Source organism: Rhizobium sp. ERR 942 (assembly GCF_007828395.1).
Lineage (GTDB): Bacteria > Pseudomonadota > Alphaproteobacteria > Rhizobiales > Rhizobiaceae > Rhizobium > Rhizobium dioscoreae.
Genome location: NZ_VIUA01000002.1, coordinates 72,342 through 92,177 on the forward strand (window position 1 = coordinate 72,342; position 19,836 = coordinate 92,177).

Annotated in this window: 16 protein-coding genes; 6 read left to right on the plus strand and 10 right to left on the minus strand. The window is 55.6% G+C overall.

Features of this window, described 5'->3' with window-relative positions; all coding sequences use genetic code 11:
• Positions 1–7: 7 nt before the first annotated feature.
• From FBZ97_RS07320 to FBZ97_RS07340, 5 genes are all read right to left on the minus strand, one after another.
• Positions 8–871 (minus strand): FkbM family methyltransferase, encoded by an 864-nt coding sequence (locus tag FBZ97_RS07320; protein WP_233788768.1) that lies wholly within the window; start codon positions 869–871, stop codon positions 8–10.
• A gap of 121 nt (positions 872–992) precedes the next feature.
• A complete protein-coding gene (locus FBZ97_RS07325; protein ID WP_113332675.1) occupies positions 993–2,165 on the minus strand; it encodes a polysaccharide biosynthesis/export family protein in 1,173 nt (390 codons plus the stop codon).
• Positions 2,166–2,222: 57 nt separating this feature from the next.
• Entirely contained in the window at positions 2,223–3,152 is a 930-nt protein-coding gene (locus FBZ97_RS07330; protein WP_229002144.1) for an AraC family transcriptional regulator, read from the minus strand.
• A gap of 734 nt (positions 3,153–3,886) precedes the next feature.
• The gene (locus tag FBZ97_RS07335; protein WP_145317809.1) at positions 3,887–4,621 is read right to left on the minus strand and encodes an ATP-binding cassette domain-containing protein; all 735 of its coding nucleotides are present in this window, start codon (positions 4,619–4,621) and stop codon (positions 3,887–3,889) included.
• Entirely contained in the window at positions 4,618–5,823 is a 1,206-nt protein-coding gene (locus FBZ97_RS07340) for a capsule biosynthesis protein (RefSeq protein ID WP_145317812.1), read from the minus strand. The genes FBZ97_RS07335 and FBZ97_RS07340 overlap by 4 nt, the downstream gene beginning before the upstream one ends.
• 639 nt (positions 5,824–6,462) lie before the next feature.
• On the opposite strand from FBZ97_RS07340, the gene FBZ97_RS07350 reads away from it, so the two are divergent.
• The 4 genes from FBZ97_RS07350 (at position 6,463) to FBZ97_RS07365 (ending at position 12,151) form a co-directional block, all read left to right on the plus strand.
• Positions 6,463–8,586 (plus strand): capsular polysaccharide biosynthesis protein, encoded by a 2,124-nt coding sequence (locus FBZ97_RS07350; RefSeq protein ID WP_145317817.1) that lies wholly within the window; start codon positions 6,463–6,465, stop codon positions 8,584–8,586.
• A complete protein-coding gene (locus FBZ97_RS07355; RefSeq protein ID WP_246661709.1) occupies positions 8,583–9,950 on the plus strand; it encodes a glycosyltransferase family 1 protein in 1,368 nt (455 codons plus the stop codon). The genes FBZ97_RS07350 and FBZ97_RS07355 overlap by 4 nt, the downstream gene beginning before the upstream one ends.
• 62 nt (positions 9,951–10,012) lie before the next feature.
• On the plus strand, positions 10,013–11,026 hold the full coding sequence (locus FBZ97_RS07360) for an FkbM family methyltransferase (protein ID WP_145317820.1): 1,014 nt from the start codon (positions 10,013–10,015) through the stop codon (positions 11,024–11,026).
• A gap of 30 nt (positions 11,027–11,056) precedes the next feature.
• Positions 11,057–12,151, plus strand: coding sequence for a DUF6270 domain-containing protein (locus tag FBZ97_RS07365; protein WP_145317823.1), 1,095 nt, complete (start codon positions 11,057–11,059; stop codon positions 12,149–12,151).
• A 16-nt stretch (positions 12,152–12,167) separates the two neighbouring features.
• Here the strand turns inward: FBZ97_RS07365 and FBZ97_RS07370 are convergent, their stop codons facing one another.
• Entirely contained in the window at positions 12,168–12,977 is an 810-nt protein-coding gene (locus FBZ97_RS07370) for an ABC transporter permease (protein WP_145317826.1), read from the minus strand.
• 164 nt (positions 12,978–13,141) lie between these two features.
• On the opposite strand from FBZ97_RS07370, the gene FBZ97_RS07375 reads away from it, so the two are divergent.
• Positions 13,142–14,353 (plus strand): capsule biosynthesis protein, encoded by a 1,212-nt coding sequence (locus FBZ97_RS07375; RefSeq protein WP_186449470.1) that lies wholly within the window; start codon positions 13,142–13,144, stop codon positions 14,351–14,353.
• Positions 14,354–14,496: 143 nt separating this feature from the next.
• Positions 14,497–15,597 carry a DUF4214 domain-containing protein gene (locus FBZ97_RS07380; RefSeq protein ID WP_186449471.1) on the plus strand — a complete coding sequence of 367 codons (1,101 nt, stop codon included), beginning with the start codon at positions 14,497–14,499 and terminating at the stop codon, positions 15,595–15,597.
• 146 nt (positions 15,598–15,743) lie between these two features.
• Here FBZ97_RS07380 and FBZ97_RS07385 read toward each other — a convergent pair whose 3' ends face one another.
• From FBZ97_RS07385 to FBZ97_RS07400, 4 genes are all read right to left on the minus strand, one after another.
• On the minus strand, positions 15,744–16,226 hold the full coding sequence (locus FBZ97_RS07385) for a class I SAM-dependent methyltransferase (RefSeq protein WP_145317834.1): 483 nt from the start codon (positions 16,224–16,226) through the stop codon (positions 15,744–15,746).
• Between the two features lie 12 nt (positions 16,227–16,238).
• Positions 16,239–16,688, minus strand: a complete 450-nt coding sequence (locus FBZ97_RS07390; protein ID WP_145317837.1) for a hypothetical protein — start codon at positions 16,686–16,688, stop codon at positions 16,239–16,241.
• 65 nt (positions 16,689–16,753) lie between these two features.
• Positions 16,754–18,679 (minus strand): hypothetical protein, encoded by a 1,926-nt coding sequence (locus tag FBZ97_RS07395; RefSeq protein ID WP_145317840.1) that lies wholly within the window; start codon positions 18,677–18,679, stop codon positions 16,754–16,756.
• Positions 18,680–18,789: 110 nt separating this feature from the next.
• A complete protein-coding gene (locus FBZ97_RS07400; RefSeq protein ID WP_145317843.1) occupies positions 18,790–19,752 on the minus strand; it encodes an FkbM family methyltransferase in 963 nt (320 codons plus the stop codon).
• Between the last annotated feature and the right edge of the window lie 84 nt (positions 19,753–19,836).

Consider the following 19,836-nt stretch of genomic DNA (forward strand, 5'->3'; position numbering starts at 1 on the left):
GTCGCTCTCAAGCCGGCTTGTCACGCGACAGAACGAGCAGCGAATCGTCGGCCCCGTATTTCGAAAGCAGGTCTTCGCTGGTGATGGGAACCGCCTCGCCGCTGAAATCGAGGCGCCGCATTGCCCCGTAGATGCCGGCCAGCCGTTCAAGAAAACCGGATGCGTCGGCATAGCGGGCAGGATTGAATTCGACCACGAGCATCGGCTTATGGCGGGCGATGGTCTCGGCCATTCCTTCGAGTATGACCTCCTCCGCCCCCTCCGCGTCGATCTTGATGAAGTCGACACGCGAGCAGGAGGCGCTCATCTCGTCGAGGGTCGTCAAGGGGACCTTGATGACGACACCGTCCTGTGGGCGAGGTTGAAACAACTCCGAAACGATCAGCGCATTCTTCGGCTCGTTATGGGGTACATATAAGGAGGCTTCATCCGATATCGTTGCACCAAGCGCTGATGTTTCGATCCGCGTCCGTCCGAGCAGCCCGTTGAGCTCGACGCTGCGACGCAGGAAATCGGCGGCATGGGGATTGGGCTCGACGGCGATCAATTCGCCCCTTGTGCCGACGAGCTCGGCAAGCAGAAGGGAGTAGTAGCCAAAATTCGCACCGACATCGATCGCTGTCATACCGCGCTTGACGTTGCGCGCGCAGAACAATGTCAGCCAGATCTCCCAAAAACCGTCCAGAAGAACATGGGATCCGAAACCTCTATCTCGGGTGTCTACATAAAGCTTGTAGCGGCCAAGCACGCGCACCAAAGCCGTGTGGTTTCCGAGGTAGGCGCTGTTCACGCGCTGCAAGATGGCCGTTTCGGCCTGATGGCGATCGAACGCCATCAATTCATGAAGATGTAGCAGTGCCGAAGAACTCATTGTACCTCTCTCGTTCCTGCATGCCCGTAACGCATTCCGCAGGTCGGGCAACATCAGGAAACTCCCTCGAATCCAGCGAGCTTAACCGCCTCCGGCCTGTCTCCGCCCTGCTCAGTCGTCTTCAGTTTGCTGCCGACGCGGAGATCCCGACCGATGCTGCCGATAGAGCCGTTCCGGTAACCCCCTGGAAGAGGCCCATGAACTTCTGGATATCGATCGACGAGGCATTGGAGATATAAATTATATCCCGCGGCTGAACCTCGAAGTTCTGCATCGCAAGCAGCGTCGAGCCGTTTTTCAGGTTGAACCGATAGACGATCGGGACAGGTCCACCACGGCGCAGCAACGGATTGCTCGGTGCAACGATGCGGCGGGCAACCTCAAGCGGCTCGTAGCGGAAGAGGAAGACGCCTGACGCGTCGGCGCGGGTATCCTGCAAGCCTCCCGCACGCGCAACGGCATTCGCCATGGTCAAATGCTGAACGCTGAAGGGGACTTCGCCATTCTGACCTGATGCGCCAAGAATCGTGTAAGTAGTCGGCTCGCGCACGACAGTGACGACGTCTTCGGGCCGCAATCTCACGTTTTCGCGCGGATTTTGAACAATCGCGGTAAAAGGCAGATGCATTGTTCGCCCGCCACGCGTCAGGTAGACGACGCTGTCGTTGACGCCGGCGCGCAGTCCTCCCGCGGCGGCAATAGCATCGAGTACTCGGCTGCCGGCGGGCGAAAGCGCGACGCGCGCGCCGCCGGCCACCTCGCCTGTAACCGTGACTGTGTTCGACGAGCTTTGTTGGACGGTCACCAACGCCTGTGGCTGCACCGCCTTGCCCATCAGGCCGGAAACTACCGCCTTTTCGACCGAAGCCGGAGTGCGGCCAGCAGCCGTGATCCGGCCCACATAGGGAATACTGATGGTGCCATCGCTGTTGATGGTTTGCGGCGGGATCGTCACTGAACTACCCGTCGCCTGTTGCTGTCCCGAAGCGCTCGAAGCCATCCCGAACAAGCTGCCGGGAGGCGCTTCCCAAAGGCTGACGGAAACGACATCACCAACCGCGATCCTGAGGCCGGGATCGCGTGCGCCCTCACCGAAATATGCCGCGAAGCTGGCTACCGGTCGAGCGACACTCTTGACCATCGCCGTCGACGTCACATCAACAACCGCGAATGGTGGCATAGCGCGCGCGGCCGCTTCCTCCAATATGCGGGAGGCCTTGGGGCCGGCCTCCGGTAGTCCACAGCCCGTAAGAACGCAGGCGAGAACGCACAATAATCCGAACTTCAACGGCATCGACGATCCTGAATGGCATGGAGGCAGTTTTGGCGAGGTATTCTCGCGCGAGGCAGGCTAGGCCGTTCCGGCATCGTCGCTGCGCTCCCGGGTAAAACGAAGGATCGACGAAGGACTGGAGCCATAAGCGTGCTTGTAGAGCACGGAGAATCGCCCGGGATTGGAGAATTGCAGGCTCATGGCGAGATCGGTGATACTTTCGGCCTGACCACCCTTGATGGCGCCATGCGCCGCAGCCAGCCGGTAGTTGCAGAGGATTCCCATGGGCGTATCGCCACGGTAGGTCTTGAACATGCGTTGCAGCGCTCGCGGGCTGCAGCTCGCGGCGTTCGCGAGATCCTCCAGCATGATGGCGTTGTGCAGATTGTCGCGCATGAACGCCTCCGCCCTCAGGAGCTGCCGTGGCGCGTTTTCAAGCGTGCCGCGATTGAAGGCATCGGACAGATTGTGCGGCAGCTTGGCAAACAGCTTGACCAGCAGGAGCTCGCTGTAAGCCTTGGCGAGCATCATCCGTTCGGTCTGGCGAGCGGTCGTCAAATCCTTCTCGGCCTGGCGCAGCGTTTGATAGAGCCCTTGCGCGCCGCCTTGACGGAAGCTCACCGGTGCCAGCGCAAATTCCTGCACATAGGGCTTGCCGGTCAGCTCCTCGAAATGCTGGCGGATTACGGATTCCGGGATCTGAAACAGCAGCCAGGAGCTGCGCGGCTTAATCTCCAGCCGCTTGCCCGCCCGATCGCTGATGCTGGCGACATAATTGGCAGGAATGCGCAAGGACTTGCGCATCCGCCGGTGATTGATCTCTATTTCCCCCGCGAGAACAAATACGATGCTGACGCGCGGCAAGTCCTGCTTCGCGGTTCCCTCGAGGCCGGCCGAATGCTCGGCGCTTATGATCGAGGCCGACTGAAGCGGTTGCTTGCTGAATTTGAAGGAATAATCGCCTGAGGTTTCCGAAGGAACCGCCCATTTCCAGTTTGGTTCAAGCATGTCAAGGTTGCGAATGATTGCATCCCGGGAATACACCTCGAAAGTGCCAACGCATTGCTCGACAACTCTTTCCAACATCGCCATCCGCTAATCCTACTCAAAATCTCAGGTTGCATATTAGCCATCGCTAACACGTGATTTCTATCTAGGCTACTTTTTTCTAGCGTTCGTTTTGACGACTCCATTCCTTTGCTCTCGCGCCCACTTCGAGAAGCAAGACCATTCATCGCAAGTTGCATTACTTATAATTAAATTAGCACGATGAATTTTAGCGCGACAGTACAGATAGTGACGATGTTATACAGATTCCTACCTCTTCGTAGCGCGGCCACAGGTTGAAAATCCCGAGCGACGATATCGGACAAAATAATCGCTCTCGGCAAATATATTCGACATGTCTACGGGCACAGGTTGCAGAAGTAGTTACTAATTTACCTCGATCGAATTGTCGGAAGTTTGTTGCGTGCACAAGGTCGGCTGGTAAAATGGAGTAGCCAAGCGGCCACGCTGGCTTGCAGCTAAAACAATCTGCCCGCTACATTCATTTCAATTATTCTAATACATAATGAGGTTTAGCTGGGAGCCTGCGTCAGCGCCCGTAATGCCGCTATCTATATACGACCGGGTCCCGGCAAGCGCTTAAACGCGGTGCATTCTGCCGCTCGATATTGTGTCAATTTGCAAACATGGCGTGCACTACCGTTGCCGATCCACACAACCAACCATCGGCCGGCTTACAATGTGGAGTAAATGCGAAATGCCGCTTCGATGTCGTCGAAGACGCGGCCGCGGCCATTCTTTAACACGAGCGCCGACTTGCACAGCTCGCCGATCACATTGAGATTATGTCCCACAATGATCATCGAGCGATCCTTGCGTTTAACGAAAAGCTCCTCAAAACAGCGGAGTTGGAAGCGTTTATCGCCAACCGCCAATACCTCGTCGATGAGATAGCAATCGAAATCGATGGCAAGCGACATGCCGAAGGCGAGCCGCGCTCGCATGCCTGAGGAATAGGTCCTGAGAGGCATGCGCAGATAGCGGCCAAGGTCACTGAAATCCTCTACCACATCGCGAATTTCATCGAACGGCTTGTCATAGATGCGCGACAGGAAGCGCATGCAGTCGTAGCCAGTCATCGAACCGCCGAAGCCACCGCTCAAGGCAATGGGCCACGACATCGACATGTTGCGCACGACCTTGCCCGACGTCGGCTCCTCTATCCCTGCGATCATGCGCACGAGCGTTGACTTGCCAGCCCCATTGTGTCCAAGGACAGCGATCTTTTCACCGCGGCCAATCTTGAATGTCACGCCGTCGACCACGCGGCGCATCCGACCATGCACCTCATATTCCTTGACGAGATCGAACACGCCGACAATGCCATCTTCATGCCAGGGTATTTCGCTCTTCGGCGCCGGCGTCCCCGGGGAGGCTATTTGCGTGAGACTGGAAGGGAGACCGGTCATTGCTGAGCCGCGTGCTCGTGTACCTGGATCATGAAGAAGCGCACGATCCAGAAGGTCGCAAAACAAACCGCAAGCAGCATCAGAAACGAACCGAGGCGCTTCGGGTAGAGCGCATGATCGGGCAAATTCGGATCGGCGATTCGCTCCAGATACAATTGTTGCCGCTGCGCATCGATCCTGGCATTTTCCAGGGAAACGGTCGCCGATGTCAGCATCTTCGCTGCCATCTCCCTCTCCAGCAGCAGCTGCTCATATTGCGCGATGCGAGGCGCCATCGAGCCGTCACTCCCGACGATACGTGCCCGTTCATCGCTGATCTGCCGTTCCATCGCCGCCACGCGCGCGCTCAGCGCCTCCCCTTGCGGACTTTGCGGCGCCTGTTCTTGCAGCGCAGAAAGACGCGCCTTGCTGTCGGCCAGATCATCCGAAAGACGGGCAATCATGTCCAAGGCGGCAGACGATTGCTTGCTTGGGTCGACAAGCGCTTCGCGATTGCGGAATTCCGTCAGGCTTTTTTGCATGTTGGACAGTCTTGTCTGGCTGTCGTTCACCTCGATCTGCGCGTAACGGATGGCATCTTCGCGCGCTCGATCATTAAGACGATTGATGAGTTCTTCTGCGTGCTGAACCAGGGCATTGGCCAGGCGATAGGCGTCTTCGGCACGAAATGCGCGTGCATCCAGTGTCGTCACGCCGCTGCCGCTGTCGGTGTGTACATTGATGAAACGAAGATAATGCCGATACAACTCCTCATTATTGGCTTCCGCCCAAGGCAGCGGGTAGCGGCTGAGGAGATCTCCTTCGGGGCGAGAGAGGATTTCCATCAGACCATCCCTCTTTACCAAGGCGTCGACAGCGGCGCGCGACTTGATGAACTCGGTGACGATGTAGCTGTCGTCCTGCGCGCGAACGAATCCGGTGCTCTGCAGGAACCCGCTAAGCAGGCCAGCGGCATTCCTGTTCGGGCTGCGCACGACGAACTGCGTTTCGGAAACATACTGATCGGAGCAGATGAAACCGTAATAAATCGCCCCTAGTAAGCCGGGAACGACGACGATCAGCAATAGCAGCAATTGTGATCGAGCCCATTGCACGACAGAACGCGGCCAGGAAACCGGTTGACCTATAACGGCGCCGGATGAGCGTGCATTCACCAGCCTAACGAAATCAGTGAATTCCTTGTTATTCTCGATACGGCTCATTTGGGACCATCAAATCTCTCTTGGAATGGTGAGGACCACTCCGCCGCTGCCCTTCCGGAGCTCCGATCAAGCAACCGTAGTCAGCCGGTTTCCATCGTTTTGGCTCGTCATTCCGAACAAGGGGCACGACGATGTCGATGGCAATTTACTTTGCAAGAGATTCCCATATATCCTTTGAAAGTCAAATATATTTCCGCGCTTTCGAAATTTTTACATACTGAAACAAGAATAATTTGGCTTCTGTCGCAATTAATACTTTGGCGACGCGATCCGTATGGCGAGGCCGAATTGTGGCGGCAATAACTGCCATTCGATTAGCCGTTTCACCCTCATTGCTGGTTCAAGGAATTCGGAATGGGAAAGTTCGGAGGCATCTTGCAGCATATCGGCAGTAACCTTGCCTCGGATGGCCGTCCAGACCTGTTCATCGGCCAGTTTTGCCGAAGCCTCTTGAAATTTCTCCTGGGTAGGCGGCGCAACCTCCCACTTTCGATACCGGAAGATGTTCTCCAGTTACCGTTGTGTTTCATGTCCCCCAAAGCGGTTCCGCTCATGCAACCAGCCGTGAGCAGACATCGCGGGCTGTCTCGTTCAGGCGCGAGCCATCGCTCTTAGCGAACATCTTTTGGGGGGACTTATATGCACATAGATTCGACGATCTTTCCCCAGGAGGCGCGGTCCTCGACAAAGGCAGACGAGCAGCCGTCCTGGTTGCCCCCGATCAACGCACGCCTGCTCGCTTTCCTTCCGACACGTCAACGGTTTCCTCTCATCGGCCCCGCCTTCTCCGCCTCGCTCAAGCCGATCGAATTGACGATGGGTGCCGCCGATGGTGTCGTCAGTTGGGGGGACGGGCCGCTTGCCCGCCTGGCGCGCCTCTATGCGCAGGTGCAAGGTCTGCCCTTCTGGACGGTGGCGGGCGGCTTCCTGCAATCGACCGGTCAGGACGCCACATCGCCGGTCTCCATCGTCGCCGACGATCTCGGTATTCATTCTTCTGCCCGCCAGCCCTCCCGATTGGAGGCGCTGCTTCAAAATGCGCCATCCGACACGGATATTCAGCGCGCCCGCGACCTGCGGCGATGGATCATTCGCGAACGGTTATCCCAAGACAATCAGCTGCGGGACGAGACCCTTTCGCTTCGCCGGAGCCGTCGCAGACGCATCCTGCTTGTCGACGAGGTGATGGGAAATCACGCTGTGGAAAGCGCCGGTGCCGATGCCGCGACTTTCGCAAGAATGTGGACAGCAGCTCTTGCCGTGGAAAATGCCGATATCATCGTCAAATGCCATCCCGACGTCATCGCAGGCCAGACCCGAGGCTTTCTTCAACCCCTCACCCAAACGGCAGGCGTGCAGCTTGTGGACCGCCCTGTCTCGACACATTCCCTGCTGGATATGGTGGATGAGGTCTGGACCGTATCAAGCCAACTCGGGCTGGAAGCGCTTCTGCGGGAAATGCCCGTCGTTACCTTCGGCATGCCCGCCTATGCCGGCTGGGGACTGACTGCGGACCGCGCCGTAGGCCCGGTCGCAACGACGGCGCGCTCGCGTCGTGGACGCCATGTCAGCATAGACGAGTTTGCTGCTGCTGCGTTCTTTCAATATTCCCGTTATGTCGATCCCGTCTCGCGCAGCCCGATCACGGCAGAGCAGGCAGTCGAACGGCTGCTGGAATGGCGCACGCGCGCCCGATCGCTCTCCGGCCGTTACCTTTGCGTCAATTTTTCGCTTCACAAACGCGCGGTCATGCGCCGCTATCTAAGCAGCCCCCGGTCGCAGGTGCAATTCGCCACCAATCCGAGCGCCTCGGAGATTCAGAGTGCGGACACCATCGTCCTTTGGGGGAACGCCACTCCTCCCGATGAATCCATTTTGTGGAAGCAGGGCAAGAGATTGCCGATCATTCGGGTTGAAGATGGCTTCATTCGCTCCTCCGGCCTCGGCAGCTCGCTGGTGCCCCCATCTTCGCTCTGCTTCGACGACCAAGGCATCTATTTCGATGCCTCAGCTCCAAGCCGGCTGGAGACGATCCTGAACGGGGCGAATTTCGACGATGCGCTTCTTGCGCGCGCAAAGCGCTTGCGGCAGGCCATCGTCTCGATGGGCATCACCAAATACAATCTGCCGCCGCAGCCGGCGCCGGATTATCGTGCTCTGGCCGAAGGCCGCGATATTGTTCTGGTGGCCGGGCAGGTGCCGAACGATGCCTCGCTGCGGTTCGGCATGGCAAGTCATCCATCCGATATCGAACTGCTCAAAGCCGTCCGGCGCGCAAGACCTGCGGCATTCATCATCTACAAGCAACACCCCGATCTTCTGGCGAAGGCAGCTGGCCGTCATCCGCCTCCATGGCCACCGGCGGAGGCGGAAGCTGCCGATCTCGTCATCGGCAATGTCGATCTGGACAATCTCCTCGGCGTTGTCGACGAGGTTCATGTCGCAACATCGCAGATTGGGTTCGAGGCCCTGCTGCGAGAAAAGCCGGTATGGTGTCACGGTCTCCCCTTCTATGCCGGCTGGGGCCTCACGCGGGATTCGGTCGTTTCGTTACGGCGAAAACGCGCTTTAACGCTCGACGCCCTCGTCGCCGGCACACTCATCCTCTATCCGCGATACTGGTCGAACATCACCAATCTTCCGTGCGAGGCGGAAGACGTGGTCGCCGAACTCTATCGTTCCCGCCAGGGCATCGCTCCCAATCCGTCGCGGCGGCGCTGGCTGGCACAGGTCATCCACATGCTCGAGGCGAGAAAAAAATGATGAAGCCGGTCGTTATGGACATCTCGCGATTGATGGAACGGTCGCATTGCCCGACGCCCACCGGCATCGATCGCTATGAGCTTCATTATGCGAATTGGCTGAACGAGCGCCGCAAACGGACTGCCTTGACCGATCTCGGTGCGTTTCCGCCACCGTCGTGGTTTGTCGAAACCGGTCATAACAGCGCCGTCACCGTTCCGTCCGAGCGGGCAGACAAGTTGGTCTCCATGCTCAACAGCCGCTGGGCAGCAACGGAGATATCGCCCGCACAGTCCGCCCTTCTCGAACGGATTTTCGCCGCCATCGATGGCAAGATCAGGTGGCAGTCGGCGTCGGAAGTAAAAGCAGGCGAGGCTCATACGCAAAAGCTGCGCAAGATTGCCCATGCCGTCGCCAATCATTTCGCTCATGGCCTGGCGTTGCCGGACAGGGCGTCTTTCGTCCACGTATCACACAGCCGACTGGAGCGGACATCGGCTTTCTCCTGGCTTCGAGAAGCCGGCAGAAACGGCGTCTTCTACGTCCATGATCTCATTCCGCTATCGCATCCGGAATTCGTTAGACCCGAGGAGCCGGAGCGGCATCGCCGCAGGATGGAGACGGTGCTGAGACATGCGTCGCTGGTGCTTTGCAACTCCCAGGTAACGGCACGCGCCTTGCGCACCTTTGCCCAGGAAAGCAATCGAAAGCTGCCTTCTATCGCCGTCCTGCCTCCCGGTGTCGAACAATGCTTCCTGTCGCCATCATCGGACATGCCGCGCCCACAGCAGCCATATTTCGTGACGCTCGGAACGATCGAACCGCGCAAGAACCACATGCTGTTGCTGCACCTGTGGCAATATCTCGCCGAGCGTGACGGGCCGAAGGCGCCACGGCTGGTCATTGTCGGCAAGAGGGGATGGGAAAACAGCCACATCCTGGCAATGCTGGAGCGATGCCCTGCCCTGCCCGGACTCGTCATCGAAGTGCCGGGGCTGGAGGATGCCGCCTTGGCGCGGCTGGTCGCGGGCGCGGCCGCCCTTCTCGCGCCTTCCTTCACGGAGGGGTATGGCATGCCGGTCGCTGAGGCTATCGCGCTCGGCACGCCGGTCATCGCCTCCAACATCAGCGCCCATCGCGAAGCTGCCGCCGGGCAGCCCGCCATCTTTCTGGACCCCCTAGACGGGCTGAGCTGGAGAGCCGCGCTGGACATGATTGCAGCCTCTCCGCAACGCCGAATGAAGCCCGGGTCATCAAGCGGGTGGGATACGCATTTCGATGATCTGGAGGCGTTGATTGAGGCCGATTTTTCGCCACGACGCCATGCTGCTCAACGCGCTTCGCGGCGTATCGAGAGATTCCCTACCTCGGCGATTTTGCAGTGAGAGGCGGCGGTGCTGGCGCAACATAATAACAAAGTTCGTCAGCAAGACGCGGGAGCGGCGACGTGACAAGCTTTTACGACATCGAGAATTGCTACAAATTCATTCTCGGCCGTCCGATCAACGACGATGAGCGAAATATCATCGGCAATCATCTCCTGCAAATCACCGATCTGCCGCTGGACGTCCATCGCAAACGTTTTCTGACTTCTAACGAATTCCACCAACGTCATAGCGAATTGCTGTTTCACAATTTCGTGCCGAGATCGATCGTCGTTCTTTTTGAAACCGCCTACAATTTCAAATTGTATCTGGACCTTCGCCAATATCATATTTCTTTCGGCATCATGAACGGTGAGTATGAGAAGTTCGACATCGAGCTCGTGAAAGCCATCGTGCCCGATAACGGACAATTCATCGATGTCGGCGGCAATGTGGGGTACTATTCCCTCTCTGTCGCAGCCCATCATTCCCCATTTAGAGGAACGGTTCTCGCCTTTGAGCCTCTACCGAAGCTCTGCGAGTTGTTCAATCGATCGATCGTGGAGAACGGACTTGGAGACCGAGTCAGCGTTCACCAGCTCGCTCTCGCGGATGCTCCGGGAGAATTACCGCTTAATGACGTGGGGGAAACAGTCAACGCGGGAGCCACGCGACTGATTACTACCCGCGCTGAAGTCAAGGTCGATCGCAAGACCAAGGTCGAAACACTGGATCGTGTTATCGGCAATCTGCGGCCTGATGTCATAAAAGTCGACATACAGGGAGCGGAAGGCTTGTTTCTGAAGGGTGCGCAAAGAACCATCGCCACATGTAAGCCTTCTCTATTGATGGAGATCAACCATGATATGCTCTCCATTGTCTCCAAAACCGCTCCAGGCGCGATCCACCGCCAGCTCGCAGATTTCGGCTACCACATCTGGACGAGGTCCGAGCATCGGCTGATGCGAATGGCGACATCCGAGGAATTCAACTCGAACTTCCCGGCCGGCACCGCAGCAAACATATTTGCCGTTCATGAAGATCGCGCCGAGGACGTCAACCGGCGGCTTCAGCACCTGAGCGTGGATCGAGAATGAAGATCTTGTTGAACAAAAAGGGGCAATCATATGGGTGGCATCGCCTATTATGGCTCGTGCCCTAGCGAGGAGTTTGTCCGATACGTATTTGCGGACAGCACGATCGTCTTCTTCTGCTACGGCATTAACATCGCCAGCTTCATGAACGACAGGCAGGCGTCCATCACCGCCATCGAGGGGTGGCCCGAACCGATCCAAAAGAAGCTGCAGTTCGAAGCCGACAAAGGCTTCTGTGATCGATTGAGGACGTCAGCGCCGATGACGCTGGTGATGGATTTCAGCCGCGCCACGCGCGCCTCGCTCCTAGACTACGAGGGCACTTTACTCACCGTTCCCTACGAACTTTTAGAAGCTGGGCCCGATTTGCAACGCGAAGCCTTCAGCATCTTCAAGGTGATTCCCTTCGGTAGTTGCGACTTCTGGACGCTCGTGATCGAGGCAGCACAAAGATTCTGCGAGTTCCTGAATGCGAACCTGCCGGATACAAAGGTTATATTGCTCGATATGCCCCCCACAACCGACTATCGCGGCACGCTTATCGACCGCAATACCTACATGACCGACTTTTGCCGCTGGCAGATACGGTATCCGATTTCTCGCATGCTTATCGACTTTTGCCGGGAGCGTATTGAAAACAGCAGGATACTTGCACCGCCGTCAGGCCTCTATTCCGACGACACCGCACTCTACGGACCCGCACCGATGCACTATTCCGTGGAGGTCTGGAAGGAGATCGCTGTTCGCTTTCATGCGAATGGCGGCTTTGATGGATTGCCGCGTGCGAGCGATGCGGTTTCCGCACTCACGAACTATTCCGGCCTAATAGACGCCTTCACCAAAACGGCGCTGGCCAACCCGAACCTTCATCGGTTCAGCCTCGATATTCTGCTTGGTGCACTGCCCTATCTCTTCGCAAAAATCAGCAACCCCGCCTATAACCACTTTGGCGACCCCATCGATTCCTATGATGTCGTTGCAGCCTTTCGCTGGATTCTCGGTCGCGAGCCGGAATCTGTCGAAACCTTTCTCAGCCATTATGCGCTGCCCAGCCGAAGGGATTTGCGCGAAACGCTGCTACGGTCCTTGGAATTCCAGTACCAGGTGACGAACTATGCCCAACGTTAGCGCGACCGCAGTGGCGTCATTCGAACTTGATGTGATGGCGTGCCACGTTGATCAGGAAGAGGCCGGCAGCCGTCGTAAACAGGCAGCACTTCGCGAGGTAATCGATGTCATAGAAAGTTTGCACGGAATCGCCGAAGACACCGGCGCGAAAAAGCTCGAAGCAATGAACGAGAGGGACATAGAGCGCCAGCTTCTGGGCGCCGCTGGGAAGCCAGGCCACCATGAAGAACATGCCGCAGATCGGCAATGTGAGATATTGAAACGGCGGCACCAGCTTCTCAACAAACTCGAACCGTTCCGAACCGGCGGCAAAGATGAGCGCCACCGCGAAAGAGAGCCAGGCCATGAACAGCCAGCCCGTCAGCACCAGGCTGAGATTCTGATAGGGCGGAATGATGTTGGCCAAACGCGCAACCGTGTAGACGACGATGAGAGCGGCGGTCGTGCCAGCAGTCTCCAGAAGCGCACGGGCAATTATGGCGTCAGCCAGGCGGATCTGGCGATGGTACATCAAGGGCAGATTTTGACGCAGACAAGAAACTGCGTGACCGGTTATGTGGCGCCAGAGCGTCAGCGGCATGTAGCCGCTCAAAACGAAAGCCGCGACAGTCAATCCGTGCGCCTCATGATTGAGCAGCGTCCACATGATCATGACACCCGTGGTCAGGATCATCGGTTCCAGCGCAAGCCACAGGAAGCCGATGTTTTCCCGCCCGTAGCGTATGAGCATTTCGCGCATGATCAGCGCACCAAGGACGCGCCCCTGAATCTTCAACCCGTCAATGAACTGCGACCCTCCGCGCGCGTTTGCCGATACCTGATGCATCCGAAGCCCTCCTGGTCGCTACCCCGTCTCCATCGGACGGTCGGTCAACGATACCGGCGAAGGGCAACCGCTCAATCTTCATTGCGCCGGGCTCGGACAATTAGCGTCCGTGACGTCCGCTCGCAGATCTGCAACGACAGACGATCATCAGAAAGGGCATGATCATGGCTCTGATTAACCCCGAGACCCAAAACAAGAAAGTCGATGCAGATCAGCGCCGGCAGCCTTTCCACCGCATGATTGCAACTTCAATTGCCGGACCTGCAAAGGCCCGAAAGCGTCGCAAGCGTTACGGCCGTCTAAGCGTTTATCTGCTAGCGGTTGTTGCCCCTACCTTGGCGGTCAGCGCCTATTACGCATTCATCGCCGCTCCAATCTATGTGTCCGAATCCTCTTTTGTCGTCCGCATGGCCGCGCCGCCATCCTCCAATGTCTTCGGTTCTCTGCTGCAGAACAGCGGGATAACGCGCTCGCAGGACGATACTTTTTCCGTGCAGGAATATATCCGCTCCCGCCAGGCGCTGAAGGAACTTGCCGAAAAGCTTCCCGTACGTGCTATTTTCGGCAGTCCGCAAGCGGATTGGCTGACGCGCTTTCCCCGCTTCTGGGAAAACAACAGCGAGGAACAGCTCTTTAATTATTATTCGAGCCGGGTGTCTGTCATTCACAACGACACCACAGGCATCACCGTCCTGCGGACGACAGCCTTTCACGCGCAGGATGCCGCGGATATGAACGCCTCATTGCTGGCACTTGGCGGCGATCTTCTCGACCGGCTCAACAATCGCGCCCGCGGCGATGCGGTTCGCTTTGCCGATGGCGAGGTGCAACAGGCGCAGCAGCGGGTCATTGATGCCCAACGAAGCATAACAAACTTCAGAAACAAGGAGCTGATGGTCGATCCGAATGCCAGCTCCATGTCGATGATCGATCTCATCAGCAATCTGACGTCCGCTCTCGCCAATACGCGGGCACGCCTTGCAGAGACGCGCAAGACTGCGCCGGACAGCAACTCCATTCCCTTTCTGACGAGCCAGGTCGCGGCACTGGAGCAGCAGATCGAGAATGAGCGAGCAAAAATGGTCGGATCCGACAAATCCGTCGCGCCCAGAATTGCGGATTACGAAAGCCTCGTGCTGATGCGGGAGTTTTCCAACAAGGCGCTCGTTGCCGCGCTCGATGCGCTCGAAGCAGCCCGAGCCGATGCCCGCCGCCAACAGCTCTATCTTGAGGTCGTCGTTCCGCCGCAGATGCCTGACGAGGCAGAGATGCCTTATGCGCTGAAGAACGTTACGGTCGTTTTCCTGTCCCTGAGTCTTTGCTATCTGCTGGGCTGGCTCATGGTCACCGCCATCAGGGATCACGAAAGCGGCTGACCTTACCAGAGCCACGATCGAACCTGGATATGCCGACCTCGATATTAGTGCCTCTGAGAGGGTTGTCTAATCGCAGTTGGGCGTGCCGCACCGTTTTTGCAACCCATGCATTTATTGAAGTTCACTATCACATAGAAACGGAAATGGAGCACATTGTGATCGAAGAGCAATCGAAAACAAGCAATGCAAAGGACGTCATCATCGCAGCATATAAAGGCCTTCTAGGAAGAGATCCCGACAAGAACGGCATGAGTTCATATCTCAATTTGCTGGAGAAGAACTCACTTTCATATGAAGATCTTATACGGCAAATCAGTGGTTCTGATGAATTTAAGACCATACATGGGTACATTCAAACATATGGCTCCTCCAGAAGAGAGGCAATGGATGTATTTCGGCAATTCAGAAAGTATGAGGGTCCGGGCCGAGCAGGCTTTGTGACCAATTTTCTCGGTTGCGTTTCCAACGTGAACCATGTCGGTCTTGCAAGCCATTCCGGACTGGTTGAATCATTTCCGTTTCCCGGTAATTTTCATGGGGCCGCCTTGGAATGGATCGCGGTATTGCGTTCGGTTCTCGACGCTCGGGAGCGATTCAGCATGATTGAGCTCGGCGCCGGATGGGCACCTTGGTCGGCAATCGGCTATGCGGCCGCCAAACAGAAAGGCTTAAGCGCTCATGTAACCGCGATCGAAGGGGATAGTGGTCACATCGATTACATTCACCATTCATTTCGTGAAAACTCCATCCCGGATAGCGATGCTGACGTTATCCATGGGGTCATCGGCGTTGAAGATGGGATAGCCAGGTTCCCTCGGGCAGCGCAGGCCGGGCATGTCTATGGCGGCGCCGCTGCTTTTTCTGGCGAAGGCAATGATGGCGATGCATTCGGGACATTCCTGAGGCATCATGGCGGCCTTATCGCGGAAATTGAAGAAGTCGCATGTTATAGTCTAGCAACGGTCCTGGACGGCAAAGGGACCATTGATCTCATCCATTGCGATATTCAAGGTGCCGAAGGCGACCTCTTTGAACGCCATATCGATGTGGTGACGAAGCAGGTGAAGCGCGTATTCATTGGCACGCATTCCGCTGACTTGGATCGGCGCCTTATCAGCTTGTTTCCCAAGCATGGCTGGGTTTGCGAAGGCATTGTTGCCGCGAAGACCAGGGACGATCCGCACGGAGATCCGATGCTTGTTGCGGATGGGGACCAGGTATGGCGCAATCCGGCGTTCTTCTGATCCAAGTCTCACAGCAATTCTAAGAAAGTGTATGGCGGTTTTCCGTCCGGAATTGCGTATAGATGTCTATACCCACAGTCAGCTACTTTACCCGCACACTTCTCAAGGCGGGCTTTCGGCGTACGCGCACGCTCTAACTGCTGGCATTATTTTTTCACGAAAACAAAGATGCTAGTAACATTGTCGATATGGCCAGGCTCTTCATGCAACTCGAATAACCGGCAGCCAGTTTTATCGGCCAGCTCCAAGATGGAATGTTGCGGCGTAGAGTGCATCTCCATATCGAGTTTGAAACCACCCTTGAGATAGTCTGCTACTTTGAAGCTGTAACCATCTTCATGTGTCCTAACGTGTACGATCGCGACTCCGTGAGGCGGCAATCCGGAAAACGCCTTCTCTAGGATAGACAGTGTAACTGGCGGCGGATTATGTTGCAGCACCAGCCGGGAATACCAAAGATCGAAGCCGCGTCCTGGCATGACGTTCTCAGATGTGACTTGGATAAACTCGACATTATTGACGCCCGAAGATGCAATATGCTTTTTCGCCAATTCAATATGAGGGGCTGAGATGTCCAGCGCGATAACATGCTTGAAGGCCGTAGCCAGCGCAGCCGTCGCACGCCCCACACCGCAACCAAATTAAAGGATAGTTTTGAAGTCATTTGGCGATCGGTTCATTCTACGGAGCAGGTCGCGAACCAAGTACAAATCTCCGACACCGCTTTCATAAAATTCAACCAGATTTTGTTCCAATTGATCCGGCACATACTTATCCAAAGACAACACAGACCAATGTGGCGCCTGAGCACCAATTTCTGACCAATAGGATGCCGTCTTGGATACCACCTGTTTAAGAGTGGGATCGTCCATGGTGGTTTCAATATCGGAGGGCGGAGTATGGGCCAGAAAAGATTTAGTGACCGCTATGGGATTCTTTAATTTATACTCGGGAGATTCCATCAGATGCTGGCGGAATAATTCAACGTCTTCGAATGCCTGGCGATAAATTTCTATAACATCGTTGTTTTCTGGCAACCTGCCTAAGAGATAGCGATAGCCATAGCTCACGTCGTCCTTAGAAATTGGCATTCCTCTGGTCCTTAAGTGATATTTCTTGGTGCACAAGCCGCGACGGTCGTTGTTCGTTGTTCTTCTTATTGTCCTGATGCGAACGTACATGATCCTCCAAGTACGAAGGAGCCGGAACCGCCCGTCACAATCGTCGTCGGGGCCGGTATTGTCGCCTGGCCGCTGCCACTTTGGACAAGCAATATTTGATTTAAGCCACTAGCTACAACCCCAGATAGAATATTAAACGAGGGACTGAGCGTAATTCCCGCCATACTGGAAATGGTGCAGAACGCGTGCTGGTCTGGTAGCTCATTGTCCGTAAACGGCAGACCATTGATAAAGAGAGAACCTGAGAGGCCGCTGGAGGTAGTACCGTTTATGTAAAAGGTAATCGTCACCTGAGAGCCATCATACCAGAACGTCCCAACACGCGAGCTATACGTTACCGTGCCGCTCTCGCCGCTCCCGACCACTCCCGGAGTCCAATACTGTCTTACGCCGCGCAGCTCATAAATGCCGCCGGCGGATGTTGTGGGAATTACAGGTGCTGGATGTGTGACATTGGCTATACTTGGCGGATTTGCGCCTGAAATAAAGCCGGAAGCTCCGGCATTAATAGCGGCCGACCCATTATTGTCGTTGTTGTAGTTCCAAAGGACTCCGTTACCAAATTGCAGGCTTCCGCTGCCCAATACAGAGATGCAGCTACCGCCAGCGTAGAAGCAATCTATATTTCCGATCGATACCTGCGTACTTGTCCCAGAATCCCGATAGGTGCCTGAACCAGGCTGACTTCCGGTTCCGGGAAATGCCTGGCCCGACCCGCGAAGATTGGCGATCTGTAATTGCACGCCTGTCGCGTCGGGCTTAATCCAAATGCCGTATAACGTGGCGTCAGCGGACACAGAACCGATCTGCGCACCCGTCGTGGTACCTTCGTTCGATTGGGTAAAGGCTAGGGCACTATGATAAGACAAGGTAAAAATGTCGTCTATAAAAGGTGAATCGGATCGCGCGTAGACAATCGGATCAACAGTCTGGTCGAACGCCGCGACGACGGAAGCCCCTGACCAGAAAGGCCAAAACTGGATATCTTTAAGCGTCGAAATATCATGCATGTGATCAAAGGAAAGACACGTTCCCTGGGGCTGGCCATAAATATTTGTGATGTGACCCCGCGCAGAGTTAAAGACACTGATGCAATGCGTTGTATTATAGAACATGATATTATCAAAATCGACCCGGCCATTATTGTTAAGTACGAAGAAATATGGATAGGCGTTTGGGGTCCAGGGACCAGTACCAATCGCTGGCTGATCGTCATAGAACGCTATATAAGAAAAGGAGGGCGTACCTCCTTGGCCAGCAAGTCCACTTATTGTGGCGGGGGTGAACGAAGTGCTAGAGCGGTGAATCCACGTACCAAGCATATTTGTGCTGCTCAATGATCCCGCTGAAACCGCCTCATTCCAGCCTGCTCCGCGGAAGCAAGGGGTCTGCGCCGACATTGTTACTGCAGAGGACCATAACCAAATTCCCGCCGGGATAAAGATGCAACCAACATTTGCGTCGTAGGCTTTCTGGACATATTGGCCAATATCTGTCGAGTTGTTGTTTTGTGCGCCCCAAATGCGGATGTCCGTTATTGTGCTAGGCTGCAGCATCCAACACCCTGTCCCGCTTGATGGTTGGACCTTCGCGCCGTTATCTGGGCCGGTGCAGTTGGATGCCGACAAGGTGTATGTAGCCGCGCCGCCGTCACCGGCGGCGTAAAACCCGCTACGGACAATGGTCGTTCCCACCGCCAGTCCCGAAATGGACGTCGATTGTAACGCAGCGTTTGTTTGGACTGTGCTGGCGCTTTGCGCCCAGGCACCCGTACTGAAACTGAACACGATAAGTGCCCATGCGAGCAGCAAAAATTGTCCGGCAGTACGGTCGTTGTTTTCTGGCAACTTGCCCAAAAGATAGCGATAGCCGTAGCTCACGTCGTCCTTGGAAATTGGCATTTTTACAGTCCTCACCGACTTGTGGAGACAACGCCGCTTCGCCTCATCTCTTGCCACTTGCCAAATGCACGCCAGAACTCCCAACGGAGGAAATTCTCAATAGCTATATTTCAGTTTGAAAACCGCTCACGGGGGATCAGCGCCAGATCTTCCAGGCGAGTATTCGCTCCGTAATTCTGTAAAAACAGGCCAGGGTCCCCTATGTCCTTCGGTACGCCCGTCGGGTCCGCTCGATCAAGAAGACCAATGTGATAGCCAATATCTACAAACCTCTTTAAATAGCTCAGCGGATCCACTCCAGATATGCGCTGAAGCATCTCCGGCGAGAACTCCGTCGATATGATGGGCCGATCGCGCTCTATAAGAGGCCAAGCGCCGTCAAAAACCTTGGACTCTGCGCCCTCTACGTCAACCTTAATGAAATCGATGCGCTTTTGGACAAGCTGATCCAGGCGAAAAACCGGCACCACCGTGCAATAAGGACTGCTTAAAACAGCGGAAGTTTCCGGCAGCAACCCGCCATTGGAACCTACATGCGTAGAGAAATAGGCGGCCCCTTCTGCACTGGATAGTGCGACAGGCAGAAGCTTTACATTGTCAATTCCGTTTCGCTCGATGCTCAACAGTATCAAGCGGCTATTTTCGGAATTCGGCTCTATTGCTGTCACGGAACCCGATGGTCCAACGAGCCTTGAGGACAACAGCGTAAAATACCCGATGTTTGCACCAATATCGACGACATGCATTCCCTCCTTGATCACTGACTTACAAAAGGCAGTGACATGAGGCTCATATATACCTGAATGCAGTATCGAAAGGCCGACTGCCCTATCGGCATTGTCTACCGCCAAGCTAAATGATCCAAGATCAGCGTAGAAAATATCCTCTGGTCCAAATCTGACAATGATCGGTGTGTTTAAGCTCTGACGATCAAAAACACCTATAACAGAGCGAATTTTTGAATAAGATAGTTCTCCATCCGAAATACCATGTCTCCTAATATGATCTTTATGAGATGGAGGAATATCGTTCCCATACAGGAACTGACATATCGTTTCTAAACTTCCATCCATAAACAACCCTCCACTCACAGCACTGATCTCGGGAATCGAGATGATCAAAATTACATTTTGAGGCGGGCCAAGCCGCCTAACGGG